At 72.9% G+C, this 15227-nt stretch carries 1 protein-coding gene (only partly in view); it reads right to left on the reverse strand.

Translation table 11 applies throughout. The annotated features are described in order from the left end of the window. On the reverse strand, positions 1 to 15227 hold the 3' portion of the coding sequence (locus ACZ5GH_RS06400) for a type I polyketide synthase (RefSeq protein ID WP_464333681.1). It continues 3052 nt past the right edge of the window; only the last 15227 of its 18279 coding nucleotides appear in the window; its start codon lies off the right edge, out of view — the gene reads right to left on this strand; the stop codon is at positions 1 to 3.

Below are 15227 nucleotides of genomic sequence, written 5' to 3' on the forward strand. Positions count from 1 at the left end.
TCAGGAGTCTTTGCCATCGAGGGCTATGCGAATGAGGTCTTCGGCGTCCATGCCGTCGATGGATTCCGCATCCGTTCGACTGCCCGCGCCGTTGTCCTGGGCCGGATCGGCTAGTTGCAGCAGCAGGTCCAGCAGGCCGGCCTGCCGGATGCGGGCCAGCGGGATCGCCGAGATGGCCTCCCTGAGGGCCAGCTCGTCCGAATCACCCTCCGGAGCGGCCTGCTCCGGGATGAACTCGCGCAGGATCTGCTCCGCGAGGGCGGTGGCGTTCGGGTGGTCGAAGACCATCGTGGAGGCCAGCTTGACACCGAGCACCTTGGAGAGGCGGTTCCGCAGCTCGACCGCTCCGACCGAGTCGAAGCCCAGCTCCTTGAACGCGCGTTGCGGCAGCACGTCGTCCGCCGACTCGTGGCCGAGGACCGCGGCCGCGTGACCCCGCACCAGGTCGGTCAGGACCTGACGCTGCTCAGCGACCGGCATGCCGGCCAACCGGCCCGCCCACTCGCCGACTTCCTCCGTCGCGGACTCGACGGCGGCCTCGGCGGCCAGGACGGCACGCACCTCGGGAAGGTCCGCCAGCAGACGGCTCGCCCGGTGCAGGGTGTACGTCGGCACGAACTGCGACCAGTCGAAACCGGCCACCACCATCGCACCCTCACCCGCGTCCAGGACCTGACCCAACGCCAGCATGCCCCGACGCCCGTCGATACCCTCCATCCCGAACTCACGCAACCGCTCACCACCCGAGCTCGCGGCCATACCGACACCGGACCACAGACCCCACGCGACCGACGAGGCCACCAGACCCCGGGAACGACGGTCCTCCACCAACGCGTCCAGATGCGCGTTCGCCGCCGCGTAACCACCCAGGCCACCACTGCCCCACACACCCGCACCCGACGAGAACAACACGAACGCGTCCAGATCCCGACCCGCCGTCAACTCGTCCAACACCATCGCGCCACCGACCTTCGCCGACAGCAGCCCGTACAGGTCTGAAGGCTCGATCTCCTCGACCGGCCTACGGTCACCGACACCCGCCGAGTGGACCACCGACGACAGCACCGGGCCCGTCGCGTCGATCGAGTCGAGCAGGCCTGCCACGGAGGCCCGGTCGGCGACGTCGCACGCCACCACCTGCACCGCCGAACCACGAGCCGCGATCGACGCCGCCAACTCCGCCACACCGGCGGCACCCGGACCCGAACGGGACGTCAGCACCACCCGCGACGCACCACGATCCGCCACCCACTGGGCGGTGATCGCACCCACACCACTCGTGCCGCCCGTCACCAGCACCGAACCACGCGGCGACCACACCTCACGCACGACCGGACGGCCGGCACGCACCAACCGCCGCGCCACCACCCCGCCCGCACGCACCGCCACCTGGTCCTCATCGCCGACCAGGACGGACGCAAGCCGCGCACCCGTACGCGCATCCACGGCAGCCGGCAAGTCAATCAACCCGCCCCAGCGGCCCGCCAACTCCAACGCCGCCACGGCACCCAGACCCCACACCTGCGCCTGCACCGGCCGCACCGCATCACCCGCGACCGCACCCACCGCACCCCGCGTGACCACCCACAGCGGAGCGGACACACCGAGCCGGCCAAGCTCCCGAACCAGCGCGACCGTCGCCGCCAGACCACCCGGAACCAGCGGGAACGCCCCCACCGGCGACTCCTCCAACGCCAGCAGCGACACCACACCCCGCAGATCGGAGCACGCGGCCACCACGTCGGCGACGCCATCCGGAGCCGAGCGGACCACGGTCGCCCCGTGGGACTCCAGCGCCTCCGCAACCGCAGCGACGTCCGGGGACTCCCCCACCAGCAGCCACGTTCCGGCCAGCACCCCGCCGGACTCGCTCACCGGCACCCACGACACCCGGTACCGCCAGCCCGCGACCGCCGACCCAGCCCGCTCACGGCGCCGCCAGTCGGTCAGCGCGCCCAGCGCGGCATCCGCCGGGTCCACCCCGAGCAGATCGGCGAGCGCCGTGACATCACCACTCTCCACGGCGGTCCAGAAACCCGCCTCCGCACCGGTGGCCACCGTGACGTCCGCGCGCTTGCGGTCCGCCTCCGGCCAGTAGTGACGGTGGCGGAAGGCATAGGTGGGCAGGTCCACCGTCGAACCGCGGCCGAGTACGGCGGCCCAGTCGACCGGGAGACCCTGCGCGTACACCTCGGCGAGCGAAGTCAGCAGACGCTGCGCGCCACCCTCGTCACGTCGCAGCGTGCCCACGACGACCGGGGAGCGCTCCTCCAGGCTGTCGGCGATCGCCGGCGTCAGCACCGGATGCGGCGACACCTCCAGAAATACCCCGTGCCCGGACTCACCCAGCAGACGAACCGCCCGCTCGAACTCGACGGTCTCCCGCAGCGACGCGTACCAGTACGCCGGGTCCAGCTCGGGGCCGGACAGCCACGCGCCGGTCAGCGCCGAGACCATGGGGATCTGAGCCTCGGTCGGCGTGATGCCCTGGAGGACGGCGAGGATCTCCTCGCGCAGCTCGTCCACGTGCGCGCTGTGCGACGCGTAGTCCACCGGAATCATCCGAGCACGCGGCGAATCCCCACACGACTCGGCGAGCTCGCGCAGCGCGTCGGCGTCACCGGACACGACCGTCGCCGACGGACCGTTCACAGCCGCCACCGATAGACGGGAACCGTACGAAGCGATCCGGGCGCGGACACCGTCCACCGGCTCCGCGATCGACAGCATCCCACCGCGACCGGCCAGCACCTTAAGGGTCCTGCTCCGCAGAGCCACCACCTTCGCGGCATCGTCGAGGGAGAGAATCCCCGCGACGGCGGCAGCGGCGATCTCACCCTGCGAGTGACCCACCACCGCATCGGGAGCGACACCGGCCGCCTCCCACACCGCGGCCAGCGACACCATCACCGCCCACAGCGCCGGCTGCACCACATCAGCGGCCTCAAAGCCATGCCGGCCCGCCAGCACATCGTCCAACTGCCAGTCCACATAAGGCGCCAGGGCCTCAGCACACTCCGCCAGCCGCGCGGCGAACACCGGCGACGACTCCGCCAGCTCACGGCCCATCCCGACCCACTGGCTCCCCTGACCGGGGAAGACGAACACCGTCCGCCCCACACCAGCGGCCGCCACCGACCCGGTCACCACACCCGCCGCCGGCTGACCCGTCGCCACCGCCGCCAGACGCTCCGCGAACTCGCCCCGCTCGCCACCGAGCACGACGGCCCGATGCTCCAGCGCCGCACGCGTCGTCGCCAGCGACCAGGCCACATCGCCGACCGGCAACTCCGGCCGCGCCAGCACATGTTCACGCAGCCGACCGGCCTGACCCGCCAGTGCCTCGGTGTCCCGCCCGGACAGCACCCACGCCGGGACATCGCCCGACAGCACCGGCACGACGCTCCCACTGTCACTGTCGACGGGCGCCTCCGCCTCGACCGGAGCTTCTTCGATGATCACGTGCGCGTTGGTGCCGCTGATCCCGAACGCCGACACGCCCGCCCGGCGCGGCCGCTCACCCGCCGGCCACTGCACCGCGTCCTGCAGCAGACGGACGTTGCCCGTCTCCCAATCGACGTGCGAGGACGGCTCGTCCGCGTGCAGGGTCTTCGGCAGCACGCCGGCCCGCAGCGCCATCACCATCTTGATCACACCCGCCACACCCGCGGCCTGCTGCGCGTGCCCGATGTTCGACTTCACCGACCCCAGCCACAACGGCCGGTCGGCGGCACGGTCCTCGGCCTGCCCGTAGGTCGCCAGCAGCGCCTGCGCCTCGATCGGGTCACCCAACTCCGTACCCGTCCCGTGCGCCTCGACCACGTCCACGTCCGCCGCCGACAGCTGCGCACTCGCCAACGCCGCACGGATCACCCGCCGCTGAGCCGGACCGTTCGGCGCCGTGAGACCGTTGGACGCACCGTCCTGGTTGATCGCGCTGCCGCGCACCACGCCGAGCACCTGGTGCCCGTTGCGGCGGGCGTCCGAGAGGCGCTCCAGCACCAGCATGCCGACGCCCTCGCCCATGCCCATGCCGTCCGCGCCCTCGCCGAAGGCCTTGCAGCGGCCGTCGGCCGACAGCGCCCGCAGGCGCGAGAAGCTCACGAACTCGCCGGGGTCGGCCATCACCGTCACACCGCCGGCCAGCGCCACCGTGCACTCGCCCGACCGCAGCGCCTGCACCGCCTGGTGCATCGCCACCAGCGAGGAGGAGCACGCCGTGTCGACGGTCACCGCGGGCCCGTTCAGGCCCAGCGTGTACGACACCCGGCCGGACAGCACGCTGAGCGCGTTCCCGGTGATCAGATGCGCCTGGGCCTCCGCTTCGTCGCCCAGCACTCCGATGTAGCCGGAGGCGGCCGCGCCGATGAACACGCCGGTCGCCGAGCCGTGCAGCGACTTCGGGTCGATGCCGGCCCGCTCGACGGCCTCCCAGGAGGTCTCCAGCAGCAGCCGCTGCTGCGGGTCCATGGCCATCGCCTCGCGCGGGCTGATCCCGAAGAACCCGGCGTCGAACTCCCCGGCGCCGCTGAGGAATCCGCCCTCCACGACGTAGGTCGAGCCCTCGGCGTCGGGGTCGGGGTCGAACAGCGCGTCGACGTCCCAGCCGCGGTCCGCCGGGAAGCCGCTGATCGCGTCCCCGCCGGCGGCGATCAGGTCCCACAGCTCCTCCGGCGAGCGCACGCCGCCCGGGTAGCGGCAGGCCATGCCGACGATCGCGATCGGATCGGTCGACACCGCCGCCGCCGTCACCGTCTGGTCCTCGTCCGAGTCCGACCCGAACAGCGCGGCCAGGATCTCATCCGCCAGCGCCGACGCGCTCGGGTGGTCGAAGATCACCGTGGACGGCAGCCGGACGCCCACGGCCGCATTCAAGCGGTTGCGCAGGTCCACGGCGGTCAGCGAGTCGAAGCCCAGCTCCCGGAACGCCCGCGTCGCCACGATCTCGTCCGCCGAGTCGTGGCCCAGCACCGCGGCCGCCTGCGTCCGCACCAGCTCCACGACGCTCCGGCGCCGCTCGGCCACCGGCAGGCCCGCCAGGCGGGCGGCGAACTCGCTGCGCTGCTCGTCGACCGTACGAGGGGCGGTGTCCTCCTGCGCCTCGGGGATGGTGTCCAGCAGCGGACGCGGGCGCGCGGCCGTGAACACCGGCGCGAACTTCTCCCACTCCACATCCGCGACCGCGATGAACGTCTCGTCGTCGGCCAGCACCTCGCCGAGCGCCGTCAGCGCCCGCTCCGTGTCCAGGAAGTTCATGCCCTGCCGCAACAACCGGTGCGGGGTCACCCGGCCGGGCGCCTGGTCCATCACCGCGTCGACGGCGTCCCAGTCGCGGGTGTTCCACACACCCCACGCGATCGACGTCCCCGGCAGGCCACGGGCGCGACGGTCCTCCGCGAGCCCGTCCAGGAAGGAGTTCCCGGCGGCATACGCGGCGTGGTCGTTGCTGCCCCAGGTGGCGGAGATCGAGGAGAACATCACGAACTCGTCGATGCCCAGGTCGGCCGTCGCCTCGTCCAGGTGGACAGCGCCGGCCGCCTTCGCACCGAGTGCCGCCGCCAGGCCTTCGTGACCCGTGTGCTCGACCCGCGAGAGGTACGGCGTGTTCGCCGAGTGCAGGACGGTGGACAGGCCGGGGCCGGTGTTCTCGATCCACGACACCATCGCCGTGACCTGCGCACGCTCCGTCAGGTCGCAGCTGACGACCTCGACGGCCGAACCGCCGTTCGCCACGGCGGCGGCCAGCGCCGCCACGCCGTGCGCCGACGGCCCGGAGCGGGAGGTCAGAACGACCCTCGGCGCACCGTGCTCGGCCAGCCACGGGCCGATGCAGACGCCGATCGATCCGGTGCCGCCGGTCAGCAGGACGGTGCCGCGCGGCGACCAGCCCTCCGGCTCCACACGCCGGGCCTCGGCCCGCACCAGGCGGCGCAGGAACACACCCGACGGCCGCACCGCGACCTGGTCCTCACCGCCATCGGCGAACACACCGACCAGACGAGCCGCGGCATCGGCGTCCACCACCGGCGGCAGGTCGACCAGACCGCCCCAGCGGTCCGCATGCTCCAGACCGACCGTACGACCCAGGCCCCAGACCTGCGTCTGGATCGGACTGGTCGTCACCTCGCCGTCCGTGACCTGCACCGCGCCGCGGGTCAGCACCCACAACGGGGCGGTGACACCGGCCCGGCCCAACGCCTGCACCAGGTCGAGGGTGTCGGCGCTGCCGCGCGGGACCCACCCGAACTCGGCGTCCGGCGACTCGTCCAGGGCCAGGAGGGACACCACGCCCTGGACATCCGCACCGGCACCGGCGATGGCCGCATCGAGGCCCGCCAACGTCGTCCGCACGGCCTCGGCACCACAACTCGCCAGCGCCTCGGCGATCACACCGGCGTCCGGCGCGTCCCCCACCAGCAGCCAGGGCCCGGACAGGACCGCCGGGCCGCTCCCGGTGGCCGGCTGCCAGGTGATCCGGTAGCGCCAGTCGTCCACCAACGCCCTGGCCCGCTGCGGGGTGCGCGGCTCCGGCCAGAACCGCTGGCGCTGGAAGGCGTACGTCGGCAGGCCGACGCGCTCACCACCACCAAGCACCGTCGCCCAGTCGACCGGCGCGCCCTGGACGTAGGCCTCGGCGAGCGAGGTCAGCAGGCGCTCGGCGCCGCCCTCCTCGCGCCGCAGGGTGCCGACCACCACCGAGCCCTCGACGTCCTCGACGACGTCGCCCACCGCACCGGTCAGCACCGCGTGCGGGGACACCTCCACGAACACGCCGTGCCCGGAGGCGCCCAGGATCCGGACCGCCCTCTCGAACTCCACCGTCTCCCGGAGCGACGCGAACCAGTAGTCGGCGCCCATCTCCGGACCCGACAGCCACGCGCCGGTCAGCGCGGACACCATGGGAATCCGGGCCTCGGTCGGCGCGATGCCCTGGAGAACCGAAAGGATCTCCTCGCGCAGCTCGTCCACGTGCGCGCTGTGCGACGCGTAGTCCACCGGAATCATCCGAGCACGCGGCGAATCCCCACACGACTCGGCGAGCTCGCGCAGCGCGTCGGCGTCACCGGACACGACCGTCGCCGACGGACCGTTCACCGCCGCGATGGACAGACGGGAACCGTACGGGGCGATCCGGGCGCGGACACCGTCCACCGGCTCCGCGACCGACAGCATCCCACCGCGACCGGCAAGGGCCTTCAGGGTCTTGCTCCGCAGAGCCACCACCTTCGCGGCATCGTCCAGGGACAGAATCCCGGCCACCGCCGCGGCGGCGATCTCACCCTGCGAGTGACCCAGCACGGCGTCCGGAGCGACACCCGCCGCCTCCCACACCGCCGCGAGCGACACCATCACCGCCCACAGCGCCGGCTGCACCACATCAGCGGCCTCGAAACCATGCCGGCCCGCCAGCACATCGTCCAACTGCCAGTCCACGTGAGGCGCCAGAGCCTCAGCACACTCCGCCAGCCGCGCCGCGAACACCGGCGACGACTCCGCCAGCTCGCGCCCCATCCCGACCCACTGACTCCCCTGCCCCGGGAAGACGAACACCGTCCGCCCCACACCAGCGGCCGCCACCGACCCCGTCACCACACCCGCCGCCGGCTGCCCCGTCGCCACCGCCGCCAGACCCGCCGCGAGCTCGCCCCGCTCGCCACCGAGCACGACGGCCCGATGCTCCAGCGCCGCACGCGTCGTCGCCAACGACCAGGCCACATCGCCGACCGGCAACTCCGGCCGCGCCACCACATGTTCACGCAGCCGACCCGCCTGACCCGCCAGCGCCGCCGCACTACGACCGGACACCGTCCACACCGAGGGCGCGGTCCCGAGGACCTCCGGCGCCGGCTGCTCCGCCGGGCGCACGGCCTCGACCGCCGCGGCCGGCGCTTCCTCGACGATCAGGTGGACGTTGGTGCCGCTCACACCGAACGCCGACACACCCGCCCGGCGCGGGCGCCCACCCGACGGCCACTGCACCGCCTCCTGGAGCAGACGGACGTTGCCCGCCTCCCAGTCGACGTGCGAGGACGGCTCATCGGCGAACAGCGTCTTCGGCAGCACCTCGTGCCGCAGCGCCATCACCATCTTGATCACACCGGCCACGCCGGCCGCGCACTGCGAGTGCCCGATGTTGGACTTCACCGACCCCAGCCACAACGGCCGGTCGGCGGCACGGTCCTCGGCCTGCCCGTAGGTCGCCAGCAGCGCCTGCGCCTCGATCGGGTCACCCAGCGTCGTGCCCGTCCCGTGCGCCTCGACCACGTCCACGTCCGCCGCCGACAGCTGCGCGTTCGCCAGCGCCGCGCGGATCACCCGCCGCTGCGAAGGCCCGTTCGGCGCCGCCAGACCGTTCGACGCACCGTCCTGGTTGGCCGCGCTGCCGCGGATCACCGCCAGCACCTGGTGCCCGTTGCGCCGGGCGTCCGAGAGACGCTCCAGCAGCACCATGCCGGCGCCCTCGCCCCAGCCGATGCCGTCGGCCTCGTCCGAGAACGCCTTCGACCGGCCACTGGACGCCATACCGCCCTGCTGGGCGAACTCCATGAAGGCGGCCGGCGAGACCATCACCGCCACGCCGCCGGCCAGCGCCATCGAGCACTCGCCGGCCCGCAGCGCCTGCACCGCCTGGTGCATCGCCACCAGCGAGGACGAGCACGCCGTGTCCACCGTCAGAGCAGGACCGGTCAGGCCCAGGCAGTACGAGATCCGGCCCGAGTGGACAGCGGTCACGTTCCCGATCAGCCGGTAGCCGTCCAGGCTGGTGTCCTCGACGGGCAGAACCGAGCTGTACCCCGAGAAGTTGGCGCCGACGAAGACGCCGGTCGCCGAGCCGTGCAGCGACTTCGGGTCGATCCCGCCGTGCTCGATGGCCTCCCACGAGGTCTCCAGCAGCAGCCGCTGCTGCGGGTCCATCGACAGGGCCTCGCGCGGGCTGATCCCGAAGAACCCGGCGTCGAACTCGGCCGCGTCATGGACGAATCCGCCCTGCCGCCGGTACTCCTGGCCCTTGCCGAACTCCTCCTCGTAGGCGTCCCACCCGCGGTCGGTCGGGAAGCCTCCGATGGTGTCGGTGCCGGAGGCCACCATGCTCCAGAACTGCTCGGGGCCGACCGCCCCGCCCGGGTACCGGCACCCCATGCCGACGATCGCGATCGGCTCGCCGATCGCCGCGGCCACGACCTGGACCGCACCGTCGGCCTGGGCCGTCTGCCCAGCGGTGCCGACGAGTTCGCCCCGCAGGTAGTCCGCGAGGGCGGTGGCGTTCGGGTGGTCGAAGACCATCGTGGAGGCCAGCTTGACACCGAGCACCTTGGAGAGGCGGTTCCGCAGCTCGACCGCTCCGACGGAGTCGAAGCCCAGCTCCTTGAACGCGCGTTGCGGCAGCACGTCGTCCGCCGACTCGTGGCCGAGGACCGCGGCCGCGTGACCCCGCACCAGGTCGGTCAGGACCTGACGCTGCTCAGCGACCGGCATGCCGGCCAACCGGCCCGCCCACTCGCCGACTTCCTCCGTCGCGGACTCGACGGCGGCCTCGGCGGCCAGGACGGCACGCACCTCGGGAAGGTCCGCCAGCAGACGGCTCGCCCGGTGCAGGGTGTACGTCGGCACGAACTGCGACCAGTCGAAACCGGCCACCACCATCGCACCCTCACCCGCGTCCAGGACCTGACCCAACGCCAGCATGCCCCGACGCCCGTCGATACCCTCCATCCCGAACTCACGCAACCGCTCACCACCCGAGCTCGCGGCCATACCGACACCGGACCACAGACCCCACGCGACCGACGAGGCCACCAGACCCCGGGAACGACGGTCCTCCACCAACGCGTCCAGATGCGCGTTCGCCGCCGCGTAACCACCCAGGCCACCACTGCCCCACACACCCGCACCCGACGAGAACAACACGAACGCGTCCAGATCCCGACCCACCGTCAACTCGTCCAACACCATCGCGCCACCGACCTTCGCCGACAGCAGCCCGTACAGGTCTGAAGGCTCGATCTCCTCGACCGGCCTACGGTCACCGACACCCGCCGAGTGGACCACCGACGACAACGCCGGGCCCGTCGCATCGATCGAGTCGAGCAGCCCCGCCACGGAGGCCCGGTCGGCGACGTCGCACGCCACCACCTGCACCGCCGAACCACGAGCCGCGATCGACGCCGCCAACTCCGCCACACCGGCGGCACCCGGACCCGAACGGGACGTCAGCACCACCCGCGACGCACCACGATCCGCCACCCACTGGGCGGTGATCGCACCCACACCACTCGTACCGCCCGTCACCAGCACCGAACCACGCGGCGACCACACCTCACCCACGACCGGACGACCGGCACGCACCAACCGCCGCGCCACCACCCCGCCCGCACGCACCGCCACCTGATCCTCATCGCCGACCAGCACAGACACCAACCGCGCACCGACGCGGGCGTCCACCACAGCAGGAAGATCGACCAACCCGCCCCAGCGACCCGCCAACTCCAACGCCGCCACAGCACCCAGACCCCACACCTGCGCCTGCACCGGCCGCACCACATCACCCGCGACCGCACCCACCGCACCCCGCGTGACCACCCACAGCGGAGCGGACACACCGAGCCGGCCAAGCTCCCGAACCAGCGCGACCGTCGCCGCCAGACCACCCGGAACCAGCGGGAACGCCCCCACCGGCGACTCGTCCAACGCCAGCAGCGACACCACACCCCGCAGATCGGAGCACGCGGCCACCGCGTCGGCGACGCCATCCGGAGCCGAGCGGACCACGGTCGCCCCGTGGGACTCCAGCGCCTCCGCAACCGCAGCGGCGTCCGGGGACTCCCCGACCAGCAGCCACGTTCCGGCCAGGACCCCGCCGGACTCGCTCACCGGCACCCACGACACCCGGTACCGCCAGCCCGCGACCGCCGACCCGGCCCGCTCACGGCGCCGCCAGTCGGCCAGCGCCGGCAGCACCTCGCCCAACCGGTCACCATCGATGTTCAACACCGCCGCCAGGCCGTCGGCGTCCCCGCCCTCGACCGCCGCCCAGAACTCGGCATCGACGACGGAACCCTCGGCAACCTCGGCCACCGCCTCCGGCCAGTAGTGACGGTGCTCGAACGCATACGTCGGCAGGTCCACCGTCGAACCACCGCCCACGAGCCCAGCCCAGTCGACGGGGAGCCCCCGCACATAGGCCTCGGCGAACGACGTCAGCAGACGCTGCGCGCCACCCTCGTCACGTCGCAGCGTGCCCACCACGACCGGAGAGCGCTCCTCCAGGCTGTCTGCGATCGCCGGGGTCAGCACCGGATGCGGCGACACCTCCAGGAACACACCGTGCCCCGCATCGGCGAGAATGCGCACGGCGCGGTCGAACTCCACCGTCTCCCGAAGCGACGCGTACCAGTACGCCGGGTCCAGCTCGGGGCCGGACAGCCACGCGCCGGTCAGCGCCGAGACCATGGGGATCCGGGCCTCGCTCGGCGCGATGCCCTGGAGAACCGAGAGGATCTCCTCGCGCAGCTCATCCACGTGGGCACTGTGCGACGCGTAGTCCACGGGAATCATCCGGGCACGAGGCGAATCCCCACAGGAGTCCGCCAGTTCACGCAGCGCGTCCGCGTCACCGGACACGACCGTCGCCGACGGACCGTTCACCGCCGCAACCGACAACCGGGGACCGTACGAAGCGATCCGCGCCCGGACACCCGCCACCGGCTCCGCGACCGACAACATCCCACCACGACCGGCAAGGGCCTTCAGGGTCTTGCTCCGCAGAGCCACCACCTTCGCGGCATCGTCCAGGGAAAGAATCCCGGCCACCGCCGCGGCGGCGATCTCACCCTGCGAGTGGCCGACCACCGCGTCCGGAGCGACACCCGCCGCCTCCCACACCGCGGCCAGCGACACCATCACCGCCCACAGCGCCGGCTGCACCACATCAGCGGCCTCAAAGCCATGGCGCCCAGCCAGCACATCGTCCAACTGCCAATCCACATAAGGCGCCAGGGCCTCAGCACACTCCGCCAGCCGCGCCGCGAACACCGGCGACGACTCCGCCAGCTCGCGACCCATGCCGACCCACTGACTCCCCTGACCGGGGAAGACGAACACCGTCCGCCCCACACCAGCGGCCGCCACCGACCCGGTCACCACACCCGCCGCCGGCTGCCCCGTCGCCACCGCCGCCAGACGCTCCGCGAACTCGCTCCGCTCGCCGCCCAGCACGACGGCCCGGTGCTCGAACACCGATCGCGTCGTCGCGAGCGACCACGCGACGTCTCCCACCGACAACTCCGGCCGCACCAGCACATGTTCACGCAGCCGACCGGCCTGCCCGGCCAGCGCCGCCGCACTACGACCGGAAACCCGCCACACCGACGTCCCACCGGTCAGCACCGGAAGCGCCGGGAGCGGCTCAACCGCCGCCTCGACGGCCGCCGGGGCCTCCTCCACGATCACGTGGACGTTGGTGCCGCTGATCCCGAACGCCGACACGCCCGCCCGGCGCGGCCGCTCACCCGCCGGCCACTCCACCGCCTCCTGCAGCAGACGGACGTTGCCCGCCTCCCAGTCCACGTGCGAGGACGGCTCGTCCGCGTGCAGCGTCTTCGGCAGCACCTCGTGCCGCAGCGCCATCACCATCTTGATCACACCCGCCACACCCGCGGCCTGCTGCGCGTGCCCGATGTTCGACTTCACCGACCCCAGCCACAACGGCCGGTCCCCGGCGCGTCCCTGGCCGTACGTCGCCAGCAGCGCGCCCGCCTCGATCGGGTCGCCGAGCGTGGTGCCGGTGCCGTGGGCCTCGACCGCGTCGACGTCGGACGCCGACAGCTGGGCATTGGCCAGCGCGGAGAGGATCACGCGCTGTTGCGACGGGCCGTTGGGCGCGGACAGGCCGTTGGACGCACCGTCCTGGTTGACGGCGCTTCCGCGGAGCACGCCGAGCACCTGGTGCCCGTTGCGACGGGCGTCCGACAGCCGTTCCAACACCAGCATGCCGACGCCTTCGCCGATGCCCATGCCGTCCGCGCCCTCGCCGAAGGCCTTGCAGCGGCCGTCGGAGGACAGCGCCCGCAGGCGCGAGAAGCCGACGAACTCGCCGGGGTCGGCCATCACCGTCACACCGCCGGCCAGCGCCACCGTGCACTCGCCCGACCGCAGCGCCTGCACCGCCTGGTGCATCGCCACCAGCGAGGAGGAGCACGCGGTGTCCACGGTCATCGCCGGGCCGACCAGGCCCAGGGAGTAGGCGATCCTGCCGGAGAGCACGCTCAGCGCGTTCCCGGTGATCAGGTGGGCCTGTACGCCGGCCTCGTCCCCGACCGCGCCGAAGTAGCCAGACGGGGCCGCGCCGATGAAGACGCCGGTCGCGGAGCCGTGCAGCGACTTCGGGTCGATCCCCGCGCGCTCGACGGCCTCCCAGGACGTCTCCAGCAGCAGCCGCTGCTGCGGATCCATCGCCAGCGCCTCACGCGGGCTGATCCCGAAGAACCCCGCATCGAACTCCCCCGCGCCGCTGAGGAATCCGCCCTCCACGACGTAGGTCGAACCCTCGGCGTCGGCGTCCGCGTCGAACAGTGCCTCCGCGTCCCAGCCGCGGTCCGCCGGGAAGCCGCTGATCGCGTCCCCGCCGGCGGCGATCAGGTCCCACAGCTCCTCCGGCGAGCGCACGCCGCCCGGGTAGCGGCAGGCCATGCCGACGATCGCGATCGGCTCCGAGGGCGCGGCGGCCACCGCCACCACCTGGCCGGGGCCCTCCGCCCCGAACAGCGCGGTGAGGATCTCCTCGGCCAGCGCGGACGCGCTCGGGTGGTCGAAGACGACGGTGGACGGCAGCCGTAGGCCGCAGACGGTGTTCAGGCGGTTGCGCAGCTCGACGGCGGTCAGCGAGTCGAAGCCCAGCTCCCGGAAGGCCCGTGTCGCGACGATCTCGTCCGCCGAGTCGTGGCCCAGCACCGCGGCCGCCTGTGCCCGCACCAGCTCCACGACGCTCCGGCGCCGCTCGGCCGCCGACAGGCCGCCCAGCCGCGCGGCGAACTCGCCGCGCTCGTCGGCGGCCGCCCCGGCGGCCGTCTCGGCCCGGGTCTCGGGGATGGTGTCCAGCAGCGGGCGCGGGCGGGCGGCCGTGAACACCGGCGCGAACTTCTCCCACTCGACATCCGCCAGTGCGATGAAGGTCTCGTCGTCGGCCAGCACCTCGCCGAGCGCTGTCAGCGCCCGCTGCGTGTCGAGGAAGTTCATGCCCTGTCGCAGCAGGCGCTGGGGCGTCACCCGGCCGGGTGCCTGGTCCATCACCGCGTCGACGGCGTCCCAGTCGCGGGTGTTCCACACACCCCACGCGATCGACGTCCCGGGCAGGCCGCGGGCACGGCGGTCCTCCGCCAGCGCGTCGAGGAAGGCGTTGCCGGCGGCGTAGGCGCCGTGGTCGTTGCTGCCCCAGGTCGCCGAGATCGACGAGAAGAGGACGAACTCGTCGATGTCCAGGTCGGCCGTCGCCTCGTCCAGGTGGACGGCGCCGGCCGCCTTCGCACCGAGTGCCGCCGCCAGCCCCTCCCGGCTGGTGTCCTCCACCCGGGCCAGGTAGGGCGCGTTGGCGGAGTGCAGGACGGTGGACAGACCGGGGCCATTGTTCTCGATCCAGGCCATCAGGCCGATCACCTGGTCCCGGTCCGCCAGGTCGCAGCTGACGACCTCGACCGCCGAGCCCCCGTTCGCCACGGCGGCGGCCAGCGCCGCCACGCCGTGCGCCGACGGCCCGGAGCGGGAGGTCAGAACGACCCTCGGCGCACCGTGCTCGGCCAGCCACGGGCCGATGCAGACGCCGATCGATCCGGTGCCGCCGGTCAGCAGGACGGTGCCGCGCGGCGACCAGCCCTCCGACTCCACACGCCGGGCCTCAGCCCGCACCAGCCGGCGCAGGAACACACCCGACGGCCGCACCGCGACCTGGTCCTCACCGCCATCGGCGAACACACCGACCAGACGAGCCGCGACATCGGCGTCCACCACCGGCGGCAGATCCACCAGACCACCCCACCAGTCCGCGTGCTCCAGGCCCACGGCCCGGCCCAGGCCCCAGACCTGGGCCTGCACCGGACTGGTCGTCACCTCGCCGGCGTCGACCGCCACCGCGCCGCGGGTCAGCACCCACAGCGGAGCCGTGGCCCCGGTCTCGACCAGCACCCGGACCAGGTCGACCGTCCCGGCCAGACCGCCCGGAACCGACGGGTGCT

It is taken from the genome of Kitasatospora sp. Xyl93 (assembly GCF_055383135.1).